The sequence below is a fragment of the Pacificispira sp. genome (assembly GCF_965228185.1).
In the GTDB taxonomy this organism is placed as follows: Bacteria; Pseudomonadota; Alphaproteobacteria; order UBA8366; family Aestuariispiraceae; genus Pacificispira.
Genome location: NZ_CBDDHE010000003.1, coordinates 587,946 through 606,361, shown reverse-complemented (window position 1 = coordinate 606,361; position 18,416 = coordinate 587,946). Strand labels below are relative to the sequence as shown.

Annotated in this window: 19 protein-coding genes; 8 read left to right on the top strand and 11 right to left on the bottom strand. The window is 63.0% G+C overall.

Going from position 1 to position 18,416, the window contains the following annotated elements:
• Positions 1-45 precede the first annotated feature (45 nt).
• Complete coding sequence (locus tag ACO06O_RS06495) at positions 46-987, top strand: succinylglutamate desuccinylase (RefSeq protein WP_421877533.1); 942 nt, start codon at positions 46-48, stop codon at positions 985-987.
• A complete protein-coding gene (locus tag ACO06O_RS06490; protein ID WP_421877531.1) occupies positions 984-2,057 on the top strand; it encodes an AbrB family transcriptional regulator in 1,074 nt (357 codons plus the stop codon). Before ACO06O_RS06495 ends, ACO06O_RS06490 begins: the two co-directional genes overlap by 4 nt.
• On the opposite strand, the gene ACO06O_RS06485 is transcribed toward ACO06O_RS06490, so the two are convergent.
• The 7 genes from ACO06O_RS06485 to ACO06O_RS06455 are packed head-to-tail and all read right to left on the bottom strand — an operon-like array spanning position 2,054 to position 8,950.
• Positions 2,054-4,051 (bottom strand): FAD-dependent oxidoreductase, encoded by a 1,998-nt coding sequence (locus ACO06O_RS06485; protein WP_421877529.1) that lies wholly within the window; start codon positions 4,049-4,051, stop codon positions 2,054-2,056. The genes ACO06O_RS06490 and ACO06O_RS06485 overlap by 4 nt on opposite strands.
• Positions 4,041-4,493, bottom strand: a complete 453-nt coding sequence (locus tag ACO06O_RS06480; RefSeq protein WP_421877527.1) for a MaoC family dehydratase — start codon at positions 4,491-4,493, stop codon at positions 4,041-4,043. Before ACO06O_RS06480 ends, ACO06O_RS06485 begins: the two co-directional genes overlap by 11 nt.
• Positions 4,490-5,545, bottom strand: a complete 1,056-nt coding sequence (locus ACO06O_RS06475) for an MBL fold metallo-hydrolase (protein ID WP_421877525.1) — start codon at positions 5,543-5,545, stop codon at positions 4,490-4,492. The genes ACO06O_RS06480 and ACO06O_RS06475 overlap by 4 nt, the downstream gene beginning before the upstream one ends.
• A gap of 33 nt (positions 5,546-5,578) precedes the next feature.
• Entirely contained in the window at positions 5,579-6,355 is a 777-nt protein-coding gene (locus ACO06O_RS06470; RefSeq protein WP_421877523.1) for an alpha/beta fold hydrolase, read from the bottom strand.
• Positions 6,352-7,908 carry a benzoate-CoA ligase family protein gene (locus ACO06O_RS06465; protein WP_421877521.1) on the bottom strand — a complete coding sequence of 519 codons (1,557 nt, stop codon included), beginning with the start codon at positions 7,906-7,908 and terminating at the stop codon, positions 6,352-6,354. The genes ACO06O_RS06470 and ACO06O_RS06465 overlap by 4 nt, the downstream gene beginning before the upstream one ends.
• A 55-nt stretch (positions 7,909-7,963) precedes the next feature.
• On the bottom strand, positions 7,964-8,440 hold the full coding sequence (locus ACO06O_RS06460) for a DUF4863 family protein (RefSeq protein WP_421877519.1): 477 nt from the start codon (positions 8,438-8,440) through the stop codon (positions 7,964-7,966).
• Between the two features lie 45 nt (positions 8,441-8,485).
• Complete coding sequence (locus tag ACO06O_RS06455; protein ID WP_420417219.1) at positions 8,486-8,950, bottom strand: flavodoxin domain-containing protein; 465 nt, start codon at positions 8,948-8,950, stop codon at positions 8,486-8,488.
• A 160-nt stretch (positions 8,951-9,110) separates the two neighbouring features.
• Between ACO06O_RS06455 and ACO06O_RS06450 the strand changes: the two genes are divergently transcribed.
• Positions 9,111-10,013, top strand: a complete 903-nt coding sequence (locus ACO06O_RS06450) for a helix-turn-helix transcriptional regulator (protein ID WP_420417220.1) — start codon at positions 9,111-9,113, stop codon at positions 10,011-10,013.
• Between the two features lie 6 nt (positions 10,014-10,019).
• On the opposite strand, the gene ACO06O_RS06445 is transcribed toward ACO06O_RS06450, so the two are convergent.
• Both ACO06O_RS06445 and ACO06O_RS06440 read right to left on the bottom strand, forming a co-directional pair.
• On the bottom strand, positions 10,020-10,658 hold the full coding sequence (locus tag ACO06O_RS06445) for an HAD family hydrolase (protein ID WP_421877517.1): 639 nt from the start codon (positions 10,656-10,658) through the stop codon (positions 10,020-10,022).
• Complete coding sequence (locus tag ACO06O_RS06440; protein WP_421877515.1) at positions 10,655-12,331, bottom strand: NAD+ synthase; 1,677 nt, start codon at positions 12,329-12,331, stop codon at positions 10,655-10,657. The genes ACO06O_RS06445 and ACO06O_RS06440 overlap by 4 nt, the downstream gene beginning before the upstream one ends.
• Positions 12,332-12,476: 145 nt before the next feature.
• Between ACO06O_RS06440 and ACO06O_RS06435 the strand changes: the two genes are divergently transcribed.
• A complete protein-coding gene (locus ACO06O_RS06435) occupies positions 12,477-13,310 on the top strand; it encodes a hypothetical protein (protein ID WP_421877513.1) in 834 nt (277 codons plus the stop codon).
• Here ACO06O_RS06435 and ACO06O_RS06430 read toward each other — a convergent pair.
• The gene (locus tag ACO06O_RS06430; protein WP_421877511.1) at positions 13,307-14,368 is read right to left on the bottom strand and encodes a CobW family GTP-binding protein; all 1,062 of its coding nucleotides are present in this window, start codon (positions 14,366-14,368) and stop codon (positions 13,307-13,309) included. The genes ACO06O_RS06435 and ACO06O_RS06430 overlap by 4 nt on opposite strands.
• A gap of 107 nt (positions 14,369-14,475) precedes the next feature.
• Here ACO06O_RS06430 and ACO06O_RS06425 point away from each other — a divergent pair, with 107 nt between their 5' ends.
• From ACO06O_RS06425 to ACO06O_RS06415, 3 genes are all read left to right on the top strand, one after another.
• Positions 14,476-15,891, top strand: coding sequence for an amidase (locus tag ACO06O_RS06425; protein ID WP_421877509.1), 1,416 nt, complete (start codon positions 14,476-14,478; stop codon positions 15,889-15,891).
• A gap of 120 nt (positions 15,892-16,011) precedes the next feature.
• Positions 16,012-16,488 carry a MaoC family dehydratase gene (locus ACO06O_RS06420; protein ID WP_421877506.1) on the top strand — a complete coding sequence of 159 codons (477 nt, stop codon included), beginning with the start codon at positions 16,012-16,014 and terminating at the stop codon, positions 16,486-16,488.
• Between the two features lie 71 nt (positions 16,489-16,559).
• Complete coding sequence (locus ACO06O_RS06415; protein ID WP_421877504.1) at positions 16,560-17,510, top strand: bifunctional riboflavin kinase/FAD synthetase; 951 nt, start codon at positions 16,560-16,562, stop codon at positions 17,508-17,510.
• A gap of 42 nt (positions 17,511-17,552) precedes the next feature.
• Here ACO06O_RS06415 and ACO06O_RS06410 read toward each other — a convergent pair whose 3' ends face one another.
• Positions 17,553-17,801 carry a DUF6356 family protein gene (locus ACO06O_RS06410; RefSeq protein WP_421877502.1) on the bottom strand — a complete coding sequence of 83 codons (249 nt, stop codon included), beginning with the start codon at positions 17,799-17,801 and terminating at the stop codon, positions 17,553-17,555.
• 130 nt (positions 17,802-17,931) lie between these two features.
• Between ACO06O_RS06410 and ACO06O_RS06405 the strand changes: the two genes are divergently transcribed.
• Positions 17,932-18,399, top strand: coding sequence for an Lrp/AsnC family transcriptional regulator (locus ACO06O_RS06405; protein ID WP_421877500.1), 468 nt, complete (start codon positions 17,932-17,934; stop codon positions 18,397-18,399).
• The last annotated feature ends 17 nt before the right edge of the window (positions 18,400-18,416 follow it).

Genomic DNA, 18,416 nt, shown 5'->3' with positions numbered 1-18,416 from the left:
GCCGCCTAGTGGTAAGCCCATTGGGCGGGCTCTACTCTTCGGGTCATGGATTTCCGCAAAGACCCCCGGGTCGCAATCGACCCCCCGGATATCGCATCCTATCAGTCCGGCGCGACCGGAAGCCCCTTCGTTCAAGTCCTGGAAGGCGATGCCGATGGCCCGACCGCGATGATCTCCGCGGTCGTCCATGGCAATGAACTGTGCGGCGCGATCATTCTGGACGAGTTGCTGCGCTGCCGGTTTCGACCTGCGAAGGGCCGTCTGTTCCTGGCCTTCATGAACGTCGAGGCCTATGAGGGATTCAGTTGCCGGACCCCCGAGGGATCGCGCTTCGCGGACGAGGATTTCAACCGGGTCTGGACGGAAGATCGGCTGGACGGTCCCGGCGACAGTATCGAACTGCGCCGCGCCCGCGCGATCAGGCCCTTGCTGCACGAGGTCGACTATCTCCTGGATCTGCATTCGACCAGCAGCTATTCCGCGCCGATGAGCCTTACTGGACTGTCGGAACGGTCCTTGGACCTCGCCCAGGCGCTGGGCGCACCGGCGGCGATCGTCCAGGACGCAGGTCATGTGGAAGGCCGTCGTATGCGCGACTACACCCCGTTCGCGGGCGCCGGCCCCGGCCCGACATCCCTACTGGTGGAATGCGGCCAGCATTGGCAGCGGGCGACCGTCGATTGCGCCAGGGATATTACCAGACGCTTCCTGCGCCACCTCGGCATGTTGAAAGGCGCCGTACCGCCTGCTCCGCGCCAGATGGTGCTGCAGGTGACGGATGTGGTGACGGTGGTAACGCACAATTTCACATTCGCAGCCGATTTCCAGGGTCTGGAATCCATCGACCGGGCCGGAACGCGGATTGCCATGGACGGCGATAGGCCTATCCTGACGCCCTATGACAATTGCGTCCTGATCATGCCGACCCATGGCGCCGCGCCCGGGCAAACCGCGGTGCGCCTGGCCCGAGAGATACCGCGTTCATGACCCTGCCTTCCCTGGATTCCCTGCCCAAGATCGCGCTTGCGCTCGGTCTGGGGGCGGCCGGCGGTTTTGTTGCCGACAAGCTGACGATTCCCCTGCCCTGGATGCTGGGGCCGATGATCGTCTGCACCATCGCGTCGGTCTTCGGCGCGCCGGTGAAGGGACCGATGCCGCTGCGGCCGTTGATGGTCACCGTGCTGGGCGTCATGCTGGGTTCCGGCTTCACGCCGGAAATGCTGGACCGAGCCGGACAATGGGCGATCAGTCTCAGCCTGCTGGCGGTCTATGTCGCCGTCGGCGGCGCCTGCTGCTATCCCTTTTTCCGACGCATCGCGGGTTACGACCGGCCCACCGCCTATTTCGCGGCCATGCCGGGCGGGCTGAACGAAATGATGATCGTCGGGAAAGAGATGGGCGGCGACGACCGGCGCATCGTCCTGACCCATGCCAGCCGCGTCCTGCTGACCGTCCTGACCATCCCGGTCCTTTTCCGGCTGACCTCGGAAATCGACATGACGGACCGGTCACGCTTCGGCGTGGGGTTAGGCGATGTAGCCTTGCGGGACTACGTGCTGCTAGGGCTTTGCACCCTGGGCCTGCCGATCGCCAAGAAGCTGAAAATTCCCGCCCCCATGCTGGTAGGACCGATGATTGCCAGCGCGACCCTGCATCTCAGCGGGGTTACGTCCGCGCAGCCGCCGATGCTGATCGTGAATACGGCGCAATGGGTCATGGGCACCATCATCGGCTGCCGCTTCGCGGGCACGGCGCGCGCCGAGGTCCTGCGCGTTATTCTTATGAGCGTCGGATCTACCGCGATCCTGCTGGCCGTCACCGGCGCCTTCGCGCTGATCGTCCATGTTGCCGGGGATATTCCGGTCGAAAGCGCCGTGCTGGCCTATGCGCCGGGCGGCCTCGCGGAAATGAGCCTTGTCGCCCTGGCACTGGGGGTCGACGTGGCCTTCGTCGCAACCCATCACGTGGTACGCATCATCTATGTCGTGATCGCCGCGCCGTTGGCCTACCGCAAGTTTGCCGGCGATTCAGCGCAGCCGCCGCCACCTGACGGTTAGACTTCCAGCGCCACCATCATGCCTTCGCGGATCGCGCGTTCGGCATCGACCTCTGCGGCCAGCTTGGCCCCGCCGATCACATGCACCGGCAGCCCCATCGCCGTCAGCGGTGCCTGAAGGTCGGTCACCGATTCCTGCCCCGCGCAGAGGACGATGGAATCGCAGGCGATCACGCGCCGTTCTCCCCCCGCCGAGATCGTCAGGCCCCGGTCGTCGATACGCTCGTAGGTCACTTCCGGAATCATTTCGACCCGCGCCTTGCCCAGGGTCAACCGGTGCACCCAGCCGGTCGTCCGGCCCGGGCCGATTCCCATCTTGCCGGGGCGGCGCTGCAGCAGCGTGATTTCTCGCGGTGGCGGCGGGTTTTCCGCCGGTTCATCGACGCCCCAATGCCGGCGAAAAGCCACCGGATCCATGTGGGAGTCCGATTTCTCCTCCGCCAGGAAGACGGAAACGTCGACGCCGATGCCGCCGGCCCCGACCACCGCGACCCGCATGCCGGGATCGCGCGCGCCGGACAAAAGGTCGGCATAGGTCATGACGCTGGGATGATCGACGCCATCGATATCCGGGATACGCGGCACGACGCCGGTCGCGAGCACGACTGCGTCGAACCGTTTCAACCCCTCCGCCGTCACGCGGGTGTTCAGCTTCAGATCGACCGACAAATCCGCCAGCCGGATGGAGAAATAGCGCAGGGTCTCGTCGAACTCCTGCTTGCCCGGGATCGCACGCGCCAGCGCGAACTGGCCGCCGATATGGCCGTTGCCTTCGAACAGCGTGACCGCATGCCCCCTCGCCGCCAGGGTTTCCGCCGCCGACAGGCCCGCCGGTCCGGCCCCGACGACGGCCACCTTCTTCGCCTGTTTCGCTGGCGGAAGGCCCATCAGGGTTTCATTACAGGCGCGCGGATTGACCAGGCAGGACGACACCTTGCCTTCGAAGTAATTGTCCAGGCAGGCCTGGTTGCAGGCAATGCAGGTATTGATCCGGTCGGCGCGGCCGGATGCCGATTTCGACACGAAAGCCGGATCGGCCAGGAAGGGCCGCGCCATGCTGACCATGTCGGCCTCGCCCTTCGCAAGGATCGCTTCAGCGGTCTCTGGGGCGTTGATTCGGTTCACCGCGACGATCGGGATCGCTTTCAAAGCGTCGCGCACCCGCGCCGTCGCCCAGGCAAAGCCTGCGCGCGGCACGGCCTGGGCGATGGTCGGCACCCGCGCCTCATGCCAGCCGATGCCGGAATTGATCACATCCGCACCCGCATCCTCAATCCGCTGTGCCAGATCCCGCACTTCGGACAAAGGGCTTCCCCCATCGACGATGTCCAGGACCGACAACCGGTACATGATGATGAAGTCCGGCCCCAGCGCGGCGCGCACGGCTTTCACGATCTCCAGCGGAAACCGGATGCGGTTCTCGAACGACCCGCCCCAGCGGTCGGTGCGGTGGTTGGTACAAGGCGCCGTGAACTCGTTGATCAAGTAGCCTTCGGACCCCATGATTTCGACACCGTCATACCCCGCGTCCCGCGCCAGTACCGACGATGTCACGAAATCCTGGACCGTCTGTTCGATCTCCTGATCCGTCATTTCGCGCGGCGTATTCTTGTTGATCGGCGCGCGGATCGGCGACGGCGCGACCAGTTTGGAATGATAGCTGTAGCGCCCGGCATGCAGCAGCTGCAACAGGATGCGACCGCCATGGGCATGGACCGCGGCAGGCACCGGCCGGTGCGCCTCGGCCATTTCCGGCGTATCGAAACTGGCGGCATGGGCGTTCAACTTCCCGGCCTCGTTCACCGAGAATCCGCCGGTAACGATCAGGGCACAGCCCTGTTCCGCGCGTTCGCCATAAAAGGCGGCCAGCCGCTCTACCCCGTCGTCCCGTTCCTCCAAGCCGGTATGCATCGATCCCATGACGATGCGGTTGGGCAGCGTATGCGTCCCGACCTGAATCGACTGAAAGACGTGGCGGTAGGGGTTATTCGGCATGGCGCGTCTTGATCATTGTCATGGAGGACATGGTCAGGACCGTGTCACCGTCCTGATTACGAACATCCCAGGACAGGTGCAGAATGCCCCGGTCCGGCTTGGAACGCGACCGCCGCGCCTCGGCAACTGTAACATGGGGTGTCAGCGAGTCGCCGGGGCGAACCGGTCGAACCCAGCGGATTTCATCCATGCCGGGCCCGGCCAGCGAAACATCGACAAACAGGCCCATGCGCAGAAAGGACGCGAAACTGGCGGCGACGGTCTGGAATCCGCTGGCAATCAGGCCGCCGAACGGGCCGCTCTCGGCGTAGTCCTTGTCGATATGGATGCCTTGAGGGTCGTATTCCTTGGCGAAACCGACGATGTAATCCTCATCAAAACGAACGGGCGGCGCGACGATCACTTCGCCGACCGTGTAGTCTTCCAGGTAGCGACCGGTCATTCAGCCAATCTCCGATACAGGATCTTTCCGTCCGTGCATTCCTTCCGGATCCGGCCCAGCGCCGCCAGATGATCCAGATGGGCGACGCTCTCGCCCAGGGCGAACATGACATGATCGTCGCCAATGGCGCGCGGGAAGATCGTGGGCATCAACTGCCATGCGTCCCGCGGTACGCCGTCCGCCAGCGCCTCGATCAATTCACCCAGCCGGTCGCGATGATGCGCCTGCAGATCCGCAATGCGCCGGTGCAGACCGACAAAGGGCAGCTTGTGCGATGGCAGGACCAAGGTGTCTTCCGGCAACGTCTCCGCGATCCGTTCCAGACTGTTCAGGAAGTCGCTCAACGGTTCGGAACCGTCCTTGAACCAATGGATGGAAATATTCGGACTGATCTTCGGCAGCACCTGATCGCCCGCGATCAGAACGTGCAGGTCCGGACAGTATAAGGCCGCGAGGTTTTCGCTGTGCCCTTCCAGTGCCATGACACGCCAGACCCGGCCGCCGATGATCAACTCCTCCCCATCCCGGATACGGGTGAAGCCATGGGGCGGCTCGTGGACGCAATTGCGGTATTCATTGCCGACGGCATGCAGGCGCCCCCGCACATCGTCCGGGACGCCATGGCGAATGTAGAAACTGTCCTGCCCGTTGGCGAAGGCATCGTTGCTCAACATCACCAACAGCGTCCCGACCAACCATTCCTTTTCCGTCATCAGGCATGGAATGCCGTAGGTCCTGTTCAACCACCCGGCCTGTCCGAAATGGTCCGGATGGTGATGGGTGCAGATCAGCCGCCCCGGATGCCGATCCTTGGCGGGGCCGTCAAAGGTCTGACGCCACAGGTCGCAGGTTTGGTCGGTCCCGAACCCGGTATCAACCACAACCCATTTGTCGCCGTCTTCGATCAGCCACAGGTTGATGTGATCCAGCGAGATCGGCAAAGGCATGCGCAGCCAGTGGACACCCGGCGCGACCTCGATCATGCCGCCGGTTTCGGGCGGGCCATCCCAGGGATGGTGGATCGGTTGGGACTTTATTGAGATGGAGGTCATTCGGGTCCTTGCATCTTGGCCGATACGGGGCGTTCAGGCGATGGCCGCGGCGAAATCCGCGATCAGATCCACCGTCCGTTCGGGCTGGTCCCGGTGCGGGGAATGGCGGCAGTCCGGCAGGATAAGGGTTTCACAGGACCCGGCAACCTGTCCGCCGATCGCCTCGATCTGCGCCCCGGTCCCGTATTCGTCCTGTGCACCCTGAATTGCCATAACCGGGCAAGTGATGCCGGGCAGATATTCCTCGATATTCCAATCCCGGAAACTGGGCGCCAGCCAAGCCTGGTTCCACAGCCAGAACGCCCCTTCCGGATCGTCGTGATACCGGCCAAGCTTGTCCTTCAGATCCGTGGTCTCGAAAGCCTTCTTGGCCTGTTCGATCGATGCGACGCAAACGTCCTCGTTGAAGACATGGGCGGCCAGGGTGACAACCCCACCGACCGGTCGCCCCGCGCCGCCGGCATGGATCAATGCGATGGACCCGCCATCCGAATGTCCGACCAGAATCGGCCGCTCCAGCCCGCGTCGGTCAAGCAGTTCCGGCAGCGCTTCCAATGCCTCGCGGTGCATGTATCTGTCGCCGACCGGATGGGTCGTACAGGGCGTCGACCGGCCATAGCCATACCGTGAATAGACCAGAACGCCGCGCCCCGTACGTTCCGCCAATTGCGCGGGGAAATCCCGCCACATGGCAACGGAGCCTAGGCCTTCATGCAGAACGACCAGGGCCGGGCCTTCGAGACGCGGCGCGTACCATGCGCATTCGAGACGATGGCCGGTGACCTCCTCGAAGAAAACTTCGGGCGTCATTCGGCGTCCCGCAGCTTGAACCGCTGAATCTTACCAGTCGCGGTTTTCGGCAATTCGCCGATGAACTCGATCCAGCGCGGGTACTTGTATCCGGCCAGTTCCGCCTTCACGAAGGCCTTGATCTCATCGGCCAGCGCCGCATCCGTCACGACACCGTCACGCGGCACGATGAAGGCCTTCGGTTTGATCAGACCATCCTTGTCGGGATGGCCGACGACGGCGACTTCCAGCACTTTCTCGTGCCGCACGATGGCGCTTTCGACTTCCACCGGGGACACGTAGATGCCGCCGACCTTCAGCATATCGTCCGACCGGCCGGCATGGGCATATACGCCATTCTCATCGCGGATGTATTTGTCGCCCGTACGGGTCCATTGGCCCTGGAACGTGTCGCGGCTCTTGTCCCGCTGGTTCCAATACATGATCGCCGATGTCGGTCCGGATACTTCCAGCATCCCCATTTCGCCGGCCCCTTCGATGACCGAACCATCATCGGCGACAAGGCGCAGCTCATAACCCGGCACCGGCCGGCCCGATGCGCCGGGCGTAATGTCGCCGACCCGGTTCGAAAGGAAGATGTGCAGCATCTCGGTAGACCCGAGGCCGTCCAGAATATCGACCCCCGTCGCCTCCTTAAACCGGCGCAGCAGATCGGCCGGCAGGGCCTCCCCGGCGGAGGTCGCGAGGCGCATGGCGTGGTCGCCGGGCCCGGGCAATTCGCCCGAGGCCAGCAACATGCCATACAGGGTGGGCACGCCGTAGAAGATGGTCGGCTTGTGTTCGCGGATGATCTGGCAAACCGATTTGGGATCGGGCGGCCCGGCCAGCAGGATCGTCGTCGCGCCGACCGCCATCGGGAAGGTCAGTCCATTCCCAAGACCATAGGCGAAGAACAGTTTCGCGGCCGAGAAACAAACATCGTCCTCTTTGATCCCCAGGGTCGGGATCGCATAAAGGTTCGCCGTTTCGATAAGATGGGTGTGCAGATGCACTGCGCCCTTCGGCTTGCCCGTCGTCCCGGACGTATAGAGCCAGAAGCACATGTCGCCCTTGCGGGTCGGCGCGGTTTCCGCCTGGTCCGGCTGGCCTTTCAGCAAATCCGCCAGAAGCGCATAGCCCTTCCCGTCCGCACCGGAGACGATTACGGTTTCCAAGAGGGGATGGTTCCCGATATGCGGCAGGAAGGCGTCCAGCAATTGCTCGGACACGACCAGAACGCGCGCCCGGCTGTCCTCCAGCATGAAATCGTAGTCTTCGGAGGTCAGCCTTGTATTGACCGGGATCGGCACGGCGCCGGCGCGGATTGCCCCCAGAAAGCAGGTCGGCCAATCGATCGTGTCCAGCATGCACATCAGCACGCGTTCTTCCATCCGCACGCCGCGATCGCGCAGCAGGTTGGCGAAGCGGCTGACACGGCCGTTCAGATCGGCATAGCTATACGCGCCGGAATGATCGATGAAGGCGGGCTTGTCGCCCCGACCTGCCTCCAGGTTCCGGAGGATCAAATCATCTGCGGCATTGTAAAGGTCGTCTGCGGCGGAATGGCCGGCCATGGTGCTCCCTCCCTAACAGGAACGTCTGAAATTTGGCTGCGGTGGGGGAGCCTGTTCAGCTCTTCTTGGACCGCGTGAACTCGATTTCGCCGTTGGGCAACAGATACAGGACAATCGCCTTCCCGCCGGTGACCGTCGGATAGTGCGCGGTGCCCGGACCGTAGACCAGCCAACCCCGGCCCCGACCGTCGAAGGTGGCATCGCCTTCCACCGGCAGGATCAGATCGATCTCGCCCGTCGGATGGGCGTGGTGTGGCCCCTTGCAATCGTCCATGACGACCAAGTCGACCGAGAAATTGTGCTGTGCCAAGGACGGTTTGATCGGGCGCCCGAAGCGGATGCCGCCATGTTCGTTCTGGCACAGCCAGCCCTCGGCAATCCCGGTCTTGCAGGCATCCTCGATCTTCGCGACGACATCGCCGTCGCCGGGATATGTTTCGTTCAGGAACGCGTCCAGTTCGGCGTCCAGGGGTCTGGCGCCGATCGTCTCGGACACATCGTTCAACAGCTTGGAAAAGTCGTCTGGCGTCATCGCTACCCCCGGAAAGCGCGATTGGCTGGATAGGTCGGATCGAACTCAGGCGGCGGCGAGGCTGCCCTCGTACCATTCCTCGGCCCATTCTGCTGCGACGTCTTCCGGCAGTTCGCCGGACGACGCGTCGTGTTCGCGCCGATCGCCCAGGCGCTTGGCACCCAGTTTCGCGAACAGCTCGTCGAATTTCTTACCGCCGAAACAGAAGGTCTGCATATAGGTGCGGTCGCCCAGCGCGAAGACCCCGTAATGCAGGCCGGACAGGTCCGGAGCCGCCGCTTCCAGCGCTTCGTAGAAATCTTGCGCGTTGTCGGGAATATCGCCCTGGCCATAGGTCGACGTGCAGATGATATAGAGCGGGCCGGTCGTCAGCGCGTCCGGCTTCAGATTGTCCATCAACAGGACCTCGACATCCGCGCCCTTGTCTTCCAGAACATCGACGATTTCATCCGCCACCAGTTCCGCCGTGCCGGTCATCGTCCCGACGAGAATCTTGACCTCGTTGCTCATCCGTCGCCTATCCTGCTTCTTCTCTATCCCATAATCCCGGCCCTTGCCGCGCCGGGGATTTAGGAACTATAGTGCATGTTGATGGATGTGAAAAGAACCATAGTGCATTTTTTCCCATCGACACAGAAGAGCGGCCGGAAAGCCGCCTCTTGGGGGACCGATGAGTGACAAACTGGCCGAAGATCCGGCCCTGAAAGCCTATCTAGCCGCCCTGGGCGCCCGGGTTCGGGAAGCCCGTGCCAAACGCGGCATGGCCCGCCGCATTCTGGCACGGGACTCCGGCGTCTCCGAGCGGTATCTGGCGCAATTGGAGGGCGGGTCCGGCAATCCGACCGTGGCCGTTCTGCGCCAGATCGCAACGGCGGTCGACTATCCGTTGGCGCAATTGGTGACCGGCGAAGGCGGCATCGAAGCGACGCCGGAACTGGCACCGCTGATCGCGCGGCTGCGCGCCCTGCCCCCGACCTTGCTGCCGGAGGCGCGCGAGGCTCTGAATGCGGTTGGACGCACGGGCAGCGCGACGGAGGATTCTTCCTCGGCCAAGGCCAAACGCATTGCGCTGATCGGCCTGCGCGGCGGCGGCAAGTCCACCTTGGGCCGGCTCCTCGCCCAGAGGATGGACGTGCCCTTCGTGGAGCTTAACCGGATCGTCGAACGGGATTACGGCGGCAGCGTCGGGGAAATAATGGCGCTAAGCGGTCAGCCCGCCTTCCGCCGCCTGGAACGACGCGCATTGGAAAACATCGTCAAGGAAAACAAGGCGGCGATCATCGCCACCGGCGGCGGGATCGTCTCCGAATCGTCGACATTCCAGTTGCTGCTGGACCGCTGCCATACGATCTGGATCCAGGCCCAGCCCGAAGAACATATGAGCCGCGTGATCGCCCAGGGCGACCTGCGCCCCATGGCGAAAAACGAAGAGGCGATGGAAGACCTCAAGGCCATTCTGAAGGCGCGCGAACCGGCCTATCGGCAGGCCGATGCCAGCATCGACACCAGCGGCCAAACGGTTCAGGAAAGTTTGGAATCGCTGGAAATCGCTTCCCGCAAGCTGATCGCCTGACCCCTGTCAGCCGAACAGGATTGCAGCCACGCCGTCCATTTCGGGTACGACGAAATGCGCGCCCGCGGCGCGCAATTCATCCTCAGCGGTATCCCGGCTGAAACCGATCACGCGCATGCCCGCCGCCACGGCGCCACGCACGCCCGTGGTCGAATCCTCGATGACCGTGCAGTCGGTGGGCGGCCATCCCATGCTTTGGGCGGCATGCAGGAACAAATCCGGCGCCGGCTTCGGGCGGGAGACCATGTCGGCGGAAAAGACCCGGCCCTCGAACAATGGCCACAAGTCGCTGCGCCCCAGGGAGATCTTCATCTTGGCGACCGATGCCTGACTGGCGACGCAGAAGCCTCTCTTGTCCGCAACCAGGCGGTCGATGACGGCGCGGACACCGGGGATCGCCTCTGTCTCTCGCTCCAGCGCCGCGAATTGTTTGGCAAAGAACCGGTCGAGGAAATCGGGGCCCAGGTCGATCCCGAATTCGGCTTCAATCTGCGGCGGCAGAGATTTGATCCGCCCACCCTTATAGCGCCGGACGGATTCCTCCATCGTCATCGGCCGCCCGGCCTCGGTGATCGCCTCAGCCAACAGACGGTTCGAAATCGCCTCGGTATCGACCAGAACGCCGTCGCAATCGAAAATGATCACAGGATCTTCCTGAAACCGTTGGTGATGGGATAGCGCCGGTCGCGGCCGAAAGCCCGGGCGGTAATCTTGACGCCCGGCGGCGCCTGACGGCGCTTGTATTCCGCGATATCCAACATGCGCCATACCCGCTGAACCAGTTCCGGGGGATGTCCGCGCGCCGCGATCTCGGCCACCGACATTTCCCGTTCGATCAGACAATTCAGGATATCGTCCAAGACATCATAGGGCGGCAGGCTGTCCTGGTCCTTCTGATCCGGCTTCAGTTCGGCCGATGGTGGTTTGGTAATGATGCGCTGGGGCATGACCGGTCCCGCGGGGCCCAGCAGAAGCGGGTCGTCGTTCCGGGTCAGCCCTTCGTTGCGCCATTCGCACAGACGAAAGACGTCGCTTTTGTAGATGTCCTTCAGGACCGAATACCCGCCGCACATATCGCCATAGAGCGTGGCATAGCCGGTCGACATTTCCGACTTGTTGCCGGTCGTCAGCACCATCGCGCCCTGCTTGTTCGAAATCGCCATCAAGGTCAGACCGCGCGACCGGGACTGGATGTTTTCTTCCGTCACGCCGCTTTCGGTGTCGCCGAAGACCGGGGCCAGCATGTCCTGAAATGCCTTCATTGCCGGTCCGATATTCACCTCGTCCAGCCGAACGCCCAATAGGGCACAGGCGGCGGCAGCGTCGTCCAGGCTTTCCTGGCTGGTATAAGGGGACGGCATCATCACGCAATGGACGCCCTGCGGCCCCAGCGCATCGACCGCAACCGCCGCCGACAGGGCGGAATCGATCCCGCCGGACATGCCCAGAATCACGCCGGGAAAGCCGTTTTTGCGCACATAGTCCCGCAATCCCAAGGTCATGGCGCGATAGATGGATTCCATCCGCTCCGGCGGCTTCACCCGGTCGCCCGGCCGGCAGTGCCAGCCGTCCCCCGTCCGTTCGAACACCGCGACCGACACCGCGCTTTCGAATGCCGGCATCTGGATGGCCAGGCTGTAATCCGGATTCATCACGAAGGACGATCCGTCATAGACCAGTTCGTCCTGTCCGCCGACCTGGTTCAGATAGGCGATGGGAAGTCCGCTTTCGCGCACGCGGTTGACGCCAAGCTGGATGCGCACATCCTCCTTGCCGTCCTCATAGGGGCTGCCGTTCGGGACCAGCAGGATTTCGGCGCCGGACTCGTCCAGGCATTCGACGACATCGGCGGTCCAGATATCCTCGCAGATCGGGACGCCGACACGCACCCCCTTTATGCTGATCGGTCCCGGCATCGGGCCCGCATCGAAGACGCGCTTCTCGTCGAACACGCCGTAATTCGGCAGATCATGCTTGAAGCGCGCGGTTTCGATCCGCCCTCCCGTCAGATACAGAACGGCGTTGCGCGGCTTCACACCCTCGCCGCGCCAAGGCGTGGGCAGCAGCACATCCGGCCCGCCATCGGCCGTTTCGGCCGCCAGCGCAGACGCCGCCTCTTCCAGCTTGTCCAGGAAGAAGGGCTTGAGCACCAGATCTTCCGGTTGATAGCCGGACAGGAACAATTCCGGCAGCAACAACAAATCCGCGCCCTCGGCAGCGGCATCGGCACGCGCCTTGCGTGCCAGGGCGGCGTTGCCGGCGATATCCCCCACGGTCGGGTTCAATTGCGCCAGGGCGACGGTCAGGCGATCTGTCATCGGGCGGGTCCTTCGGGAAGACGGGGCACCGTGGTCCAGGACGGCCCATGGGTCCGGGCCGCGCCGTGACTATCTTGGCCGGGCCGCTTGAAATCAAGTCCCGGCAGGGCGATACCTTAATGCGGAAGCGATTGGGAAAGACAGAATGGCTGACGAACTGGGCAAATCCGAGAAACCCGCCGCCCCGGGGGCGGAAAAACTGGGCGACTTCGCGCATCGGGTCAGTCAGTTGCTGATTGACCGCCTGGCGGCACATTCCGCGCGCGGCGATGGAAAGCTGACCGCGCGCGACATTCAGGCAGTGGTCAACGCCTATACCTACGACCAGGACGCCACACTGCGCGGCCTGTGCGATTCGGCATGGTCGGGCCTGCAGCAGCAATTCGAGGAATCCTTTTATTCCCGCATGCGGAAGTTTCCGCTGGAACGCCTGATTGTCGCGCGCTTCGTGCATCTGCTGCCGGATCGCGACAAGGACCCGATCCCGGGTCGAACCCTGTCCCGCCGCGTTATCCCGGCCTTCATTCAGGCCCTGCATCAGATGGTCGGCCCGGAACTGTTCGACGAATACGAAGACCGCGCGCGGGAGATGATTGAGGCCTTGCGCGCCCGGGAAGGCGGCTCCCTGGATTGGGAGACCCTGCATGAACGGCCGGTGGCGCAGGTTCTGGTCAACGATATTCTGATTTACATCACGCGCTATTTCCTGGACGTGGCCAAACGCCGAAGCTGGATGGTCAGCTTCTTCGAGCGCACCATGCCGTCGGCCAAGTCGGAGGCGGAAAAGGCCTGGCATTTCGGCGACATGGAGTTCCATAAGCTGATGTCGGCGCTGTACAAGGAACTGGCGGAAACGCTGTTCGATGTCGAAGGCCGCCAACGCTTGGAACAGCGCTATGACGCAGGCAGCCTGTCACAACTGGAACAGATGCTGGCCGGCCTCGCGCAGGATCAGAAGCGGGTTCTGAACAACCGCTAGCCCTCGACGAAGGCCTTGAACATCTTCTCCACGGGTGCGTGATTGAGGTCCCGGGCGATGATGACCAGGCGCGAAATGCGGTCGTCCCCGTCCGGCCAGTCCTCCAGCATAGCCGGCGGATGAAAAACATGCTGCACCCCGTGTACGGCGACCGGTCCCTGCGCCTCCTGCACGTTCAATATCCCCTTCATCCGCAGAAGGTTCGCGCCGTGAGTGGAAATCAGGGCTTCGATCCATTCCACGAACTTGTCCCAGGCGATCGGCGCCTCATGACGAATCACGAAAGACCGTATCCGATCATCATGCCTGTTCGTGTCATGGTGATGCGCGTGGTCGTGATCGTGGTGGTGCGCCTCGGCATAGGATTCTTCCGCCAGCCAGCGTGCGACATCCGGCGATTTGGTGGCGGGATCGTATAGGCCGGTCCCGAACAGGCTCGCCGGGTCGACCTTGCCCTGAACCACGGGCAGAACGGGGGCAGCCGGATTGATCCTGCCCAGCCGATCGATGAGATCCGCGTTGTGGGGCACGATATCGGTTTTGGTCAGCAGGATCCGGTCGGCCACGGCAGCCTGTTTCACGGCCTCGGGCTGTGCATCCATCGTCGCCTCTCCCGCCGCCGCATCGACGGTCGCGATGACCCCGTCCAGACGATACCGCGCCGAGATCACCGGATCGGTCATCAGCGTATGCAGAATGGGCGCCGGATCCGCCAAGCCGGTCGTTTCGATTACAAGCCGTTCGAAAGCCGGAATTTCCGAACGCCAGCGGCGCCGGATCAGGCCCCGCAAGGTCTCGACCAGGTCGCCCCGGATGGTGCAGCACAGGCAGCCGGAATCCATCACCACCATGTCCTCGCTGGCGGTTTCGACCAGCAGGTTGTCGATGCCGACCTCGCCGAACTCGTTGATGACGACCGCCGTCTGGCCCATGTCCGGATGTTTCAGCAGGGCGTTCAGCACCGTCGTCTTGCCGGACCCCAGAAATCCCGTCAGTACGCTGACCGGAATACGCTCCAGCATCGGGTCGCTGACAGCTTGATCGGCTTCTTCGGACATCGGGCGGGCTTCCTGTGTTGGGTAACTGATCCGGTTGACCTTGCTGTAGGGTTTCGTCACCGTCTTTTCAACTTTCCGTCCCGCGAGCCCCATTTGAAAGCCCGACGATGACCGATTTGATCCGACTTACCGCCTGCGATGCCGTCGACCTGCTGAAATCGGGCGAGGTCAGCGCCAAGGAGATGATCGCCGCCGCCTTCGACCGGATCGAGGCCGTGGACGGAACGGTCAACGCCATGGTCATCCGCTGCCGCGACCGTGCCGAGGCACAGGCCGAGACCGCCGACCGGGACAGCCTGCTGGCGGGCCTGCCGGTCGGCATCAAGGATCTGACCGAGTTGGCGGGCGTCCGCTGCACCTACGGCTCGCCGATCTTCAAGGATTTCGTACCGGATTTTACCGACATCCCCGCTGCAAATCTGGAGGCCAATGGCGCAATTCCGATCGGTAAGACGAACACGCCGGAATTCGGCGCAGGGGCCAATACGTTCAATGCCGTCTTCGGCATCACCCGGAATCCGTGGGATATCTCCAAGAGCTGCGCCGGATCGTCGGGCGGATCGGCGGTCGCCCTGGCCACCGGTCAGTGCTGGCTGGCCAGCGGATCCGACTTGGGCGGCAGCCTGCGCACGCCGGCCAGCTTCTGTGGGGTGGTCGGTCTACGCCCCGGCCCCGGTCGCGTGCCGCGTCTGAATCCGGGCGACCCATTCGGTTCGATGAGCGTCGAAGGCCCGATGGGTCGGACCGTCGAGGACACGGCATTGATGCTGGACGCCATGGCCGGGCGCGACCCGCGCGACCCGATCAGCCAGCCGGCCCCAGACAGGCCCTTCCGCGACACCTGCCGTCTGACCCCGCCGCCCAAGCGCATCGCCTACAGCCTGGATCTCGGCGGCATCATCCCGGTCGACCCGCAAGTCCGCGCGGTCTTTGAAGCAGCCCTGGCGACCCTGGCGGATATGGGCGTCGACCTGGTCGAAACCTGCCCCGATTTCAGCCGCGCGATCGAGACCTTCGGCGTGCTGCGTGGATTGGGCTTCGTCAACGGACATCGCGACAAATATGCCGATCCCGCGCAGCGCGCGCTGCTGAAGGACGACGTCATCTGGAATATCGAATTCGGACAACGTCTGACCGCCGACGCGATCGCCGAGGCCCAAAGGAACCGGGGGGCCCTCTATATGGAGATGGTCTCGCTGCTGACCGCACAAGGGTTCGACGCCTTCGTCTGTCCGACCGCCATCGTCCCGCCTTACCCGGCCGAACAGCTTTGGGTCGACACGGTGAACGGCGTCCGTTTCGACAACTACATCCATTGGCTCGCCATGGTGTCCGCCATCACACTGACCGGCATGCCTGCGGTTTCCGTCCCGGCCGGTTTCACGCCGGAAGGCCTGCCAATCGGCATCCAATTTGTCGGCGGCCCCCGGGGCGAAGGCCGGCTTCTGGGACATGCCCGCCATTTCGAAACGGCGGTGGGGTTGAGCACCGGTCTGCCCATCGATCCGCGCGGATCGGTCTAATCCGGCGGACGATCCGGACTTGCCGCCGCACGGCGCAATCGATAGCGTTGCACCGCAGCATCAGCCGCGCGCCCGTATTTCCGGGCGGCACGCCAGTTTAAATGCCGAGGAGCCGATCCGATGGACAGTCCGCGCCTGCACACCGATTTGAACGGGTTTTTCATCGAAGACCTATCTGTCGGCATGACGGCGGTCTTCGCGAAGACCATCACGGAAGCGGATATCGTCATGTTCTCCGGCGTCACCGGCGATATGAACCCGGTTCATGTGAATGAGGAATTCGCCGCCGACACGATGTTCAAGGGCCGCATCGCCCACGGCATGCTGACCGCAAGCCTGATTTCAACCGTTCTGGGCATGAAAATGCCGGGACCGGGCTGCATCTATCTCAGCCAGGATCTGAAATTCCTGGCCCCGGTTCGCGCCGGCGATACGGTGACGGCCAAGGCGGTGATCCTGGATATCATCCCGGAGAAAAAGCGGATCATCTGCAAGACCACGGCCTCGGTCGGCGACAAGCTGGTTTGCGACGGCGAGGCGAAGATGATGGTTCGCAGCCGTCAGGAGGAAGAGGCCGCGAAAGCCGCCTCCGCCTGAGACATTTTCAGCGGCGTCGGAACCGGTTAATCTCGACCCGCCCATCAATCCAGCCGGAGCGGCAAGCCTTCATGCAGATTTTCAGGGAAACCGGCGCCTATCCGGTCGAGCGTCGGGGCGCGGTCGTTGCGCTTGGTAATTTCGACGGCGTTCATCGCGGCCATCAATCCGTCATCGGCCAAGCCGGCGAAGTCGCCGAGGCCCAGGGTGTGGACCTTGCGGTCATGACCTTCGAACCGCATCCGCGCGCCTATTTCCGCAAAGACGACCCGCCCTTCCGTCTGACCCCTTTCACAAACAAGGCGCATCAGCTTCAGGCGCTGGGGGTCGATTCCCTGATCTGTCTGAATTTCGACGCATCATTGGCGGCATTGGAGGCGGAAGCCTTCATCCAGTCCGTCTTGGTCGACGGAATCGGCGTCGGGACGCTGGTGGTCGGCTATGATTTCAAATTTGGCCGCGGTCGCGGCGGCGATGTCGAGACCCTAAAATCCGACCCACGCTTCGAGACCATGGTGATCGAACCGTCTGCATCGGCGACCGGCGAAATCTATTCTTCGACCAGAATCCGCGACTATCTGAGCGGTGGCGAACCCGGTCAGGCCGCCGCCCTGCTCGGCCGCCCCTTCGAGATCGAAGGAGAAGTCCTGCACGGCGCGCAGATCGGCCGCACCATCGGCTTCCCGACCGCCAATCTGGATCTAGGCGACTATATTCGACCGGCCTACGGGGTCTACGCGGTCCGGGTTGGTGTCGAGACGGCCCACGTTGGCCAGACCGTCTGGTGCGACGGCGTTGCCAATCTGGGCAAGCGCCCCACGGTCGACGGACTGACGGAGAAATTCGAAGTCCATTTGTTCGATTTCGACCGCGATCTCTACGGCACGCATATGCGCGTTGCGCTGATCGAATTCATTCGCGGCGAACGGAAATTTGACGGCTTGGACGCGCTGAAAACTCAGATCGCGAAGGATTGCCACAGCGCACGGGTCATTCTGGACACCCGCGCCGCCGGGGCCTAACGCTCCCACTGCAGCCGTATTTCAGAACTTCGCCACAGCGCCTTATTCGGCGGGCTGCGCCACGACCTTATGCATGTTCTCCGGACGGACCCGGTGGGCAACCATGCGGTCGTGCAGTCGGGAAATCATACGACTGCCGGTCTTTTCGAAGGCAAAGGGCAGCACGGCATGGACGACACAGCACAGACCGGCGAGAAGCAGTGGCCCGGCGAAGCTGAAGGCCGTTCCCATATGCTCGGTATAGGTCTCACCGACGGAAGCCGGATGTTTCGTGAAGGCGCTGCGTACCATGATCGTCCCCTGAATTGAGTGTCCTGATTATGCCCCTATCCTCTGGAAATTGGTTTCTAAACATGCTGGCATTTTACGCCGATAGTGATATTTTTTTCTAATCGAGATAACTTTATCCGAGTTCCATTCTATGGCCTTGGACAATATCGACCGACGTATCCTGCAGGAACTGCAGCATGACGCGTCCCTGTCGACGTCGGATCTGGCCGATCGTGTCGGCCTGTCGACGACACCGTGCTGGCGCCGTGTCCGCCAGTTGGAGGCGTCGGGCTATATCAAGAAGCGTGTCGCCCTGTTGGACCGGGCGCGGCTAGGGGTTGCGACCACTGTCTTCGTCGCGGTCAAAACGCGGTCTCATGCCGCCGATTGGCTGGACAAGTTCGCCCGCGCCGTCAGCGACATGCCGGAAGTCGTGGAGTTTCACCGGATGAGCGGCGACATCGACTATCTGATGAAGGTCGTTGTGCCGGACATTCCGGCCTATGATGCCTTCTACAAAAGACTGATCTCCAAGATCGACCTGTCGGACGTGTCCTCCAGCTTCGCGATGGAAGAAATCAAGACGACCACGGCCTTGCCGCTGGACTATCTCGACTGACCCCCTACACAGAACGG

Bases quoted from the DNA above. Each gene is read 5' to 3' on its own strand.
- ACO06O_RS06480 (WP_421877527.1), bottom strand. From the start codon at position 4,493: ATGACCGGTCGCTACCTGGAAGACTACACGGTCGGCGAAGTGATCGTC.
- ACO06O_RS06470 (WP_421877523.1), bottom strand. From the start codon at position 6,355: ATGACGCCCGAAGTTTTCTTCGAGGAGGTCACCGGCCATCGTCTCGAA.
- ACO06O_RS06460 (WP_421877519.1), bottom strand. From the start codon at position 8,440: ATGACGCCAGACGACTTTTCCAAGCTGTTGAACGATGTGTCCGAGACG.
- ACO06O_RS06405 (WP_421877500.1), top strand. From the start codon at position 17,932: ATGGCCTTGGACAATATCGACCGACGTATCCTGCAGGAACTGCAGCAT.
- ACO06O_RS06435 (WP_421877513.1), top strand. From the start codon at position 12,477: ATGGCTGACGAACTGGGCAAATCCGAGAAACCCGCCGCCCCGGGGGCG.
- ACO06O_RS06450 (WP_420417220.1), top strand. From the start codon at position 9,111: ATGAGTGACAAACTGGCCGAAGATCCGGCCCTGAAAGCCTATCTAGCC.
- ACO06O_RS06420 (WP_421877506.1), top strand. From the start codon at position 16,012: ATGGACAGTCCGCGCCTGCACACCGATTTGAACGGGTTTTTCATCGAA.
- ACO06O_RS06410 (WP_421877502.1), bottom strand. From the start codon at position 17,801: ATGGTACGCAGCGCCTTCACGAAACATCCGGCTTCCGTCGGTGAGACC.
- ACO06O_RS06490 (WP_421877531.1), top strand. From the start codon at position 984: ATGACCCTGCCTTCCCTGGATTCCCTGCCCAAGATCGCGCTTGCGCTC.
- ACO06O_RS06415 (WP_421877504.1), top strand. From the start codon at position 16,560: ATGCAGATTTTCAGGGAAACCGGCGCCTATCCGGTCGAGCGTCGGGGC.
- ACO06O_RS06430 (WP_421877511.1), bottom strand. From the start codon at position 14,368: ATGTCCGAAGAAGCCGATCAAGCTGTCAGCGACCCGATGCTGGAGCGT.
- ACO06O_RS06495 (WP_421877533.1), top strand. From the start codon at position 46: ATGGATTTCCGCAAAGACCCCCGGGTCGCAATCGACCCCCCGGATATC.
- ACO06O_RS06485 (WP_421877529.1), bottom strand. From the start codon at position 4,051: ATGCCGAATAACCCCTACCGCCACGTCTTTCAGTCGATTCAGGTCGGG.
- ACO06O_RS06440 (WP_421877515.1), bottom strand. From the start codon at position 12,331: ATGACAGATCGCCTGACCGTCGCCCTGGCGCAATTGAACCCGACCGTG.
- ACO06O_RS06465 (WP_421877521.1), bottom strand. From the start codon at position 7,908: ATGGCCGGCCATTCCGCCGCAGACGACCTTTACAATGCCGCAGATGAT.
- ACO06O_RS06425 (WP_421877509.1), top strand. From the start codon at position 14,476: ATGACCGATTTGATCCGACTTACCGCCTGCGATGCCGTCGACCTGCTG.
- ACO06O_RS06455 (WP_420417219.1), bottom strand. From the start codon at position 8,950: ATGAGCAACGAGGTCAAGATTCTCGTCGGGACGATGACCGGCACGGCG.
- ACO06O_RS06475 (WP_421877525.1), bottom strand. From the start codon at position 5,545: ATGACCTCCATCTCAATAAAGTCCCAACCGATCCACCATCCCTGGGAT.